The sequence below is a fragment of the Vibrio sp. S12_S33 genome, assembly GCF_963889785.1.
Classification (GTDB): domain Bacteria; phylum Pseudomonadota; class Gammaproteobacteria; order Enterobacterales; family Vibrionaceae; genus Vibrio; species Vibrio aestuarianus.
On the sequence record NZ_CAWPQZ010000290.1, the window covers coordinates 1 to 351 of the forward strand.

Consider the following 351-nt stretch of genomic DNA (forward strand, 5'->3'; position numbering starts at 1 on the left):
AGTGGTGGGCGATACCGGGCTCGAACCAGTGACCCCCTGCTTGTAAGGCAGGTGCTCTCCCAACTGAGCTAATCGCCCACATTGTTTTCTTACCTAAAGTAAGCATTTCCGTGGGAGGAAATGGTGGAGCTATGCGGGATCGAACCGCAGACCTCCTGCGTGCAAGGCAGGCGCTCTCCCAGCTGAGCTATAGCCCCGAATTTATTTTCTTACCTAAAGTAAGTATTTCCGTGGGAGGAAATGGTGGGTCGTGCAGGATTCGAACCTGCGACCAATTGATTAAAAGTCAACTGCTCTACCAACTGAGCTAACGACCCATGGTATCCCGTAGGGGAGTCGAACCCCTGTTAC

3 tRNA genes are annotated in these 351 nt (G+C 52.4%); all 3 read right to left on the reverse strand.

The annotated features are described in order from the left end of the window. Nucleotides 1-2: 2 nt before the first annotated feature. The 3 genes from AACW06_RS20195 to AACW06_RS20205 all read right to left on the reverse strand — a co-directional run bounded on the left by AACW06_RS20195 (nucleotide 3) and on the right by AACW06_RS20205 (nucleotide 317). Nucleotides 3-78: transfer RNA gene (locus AACW06_RS20195), tRNA-Val, on the reverse strand. 43 nt (nucleotides 79-121) lie between these two features. Then, nucleotides 122-197: transfer RNA gene (locus AACW06_RS20200), tRNA-Ala, on the reverse strand. Nucleotides 198-241: 44 nt separating this feature from the next. Continuing rightward, a tRNA-Lys gene (locus AACW06_RS20205) sits at nucleotides 242-317 on the reverse strand. Nucleotides 318-351: the final 34 nt, after the last annotated feature.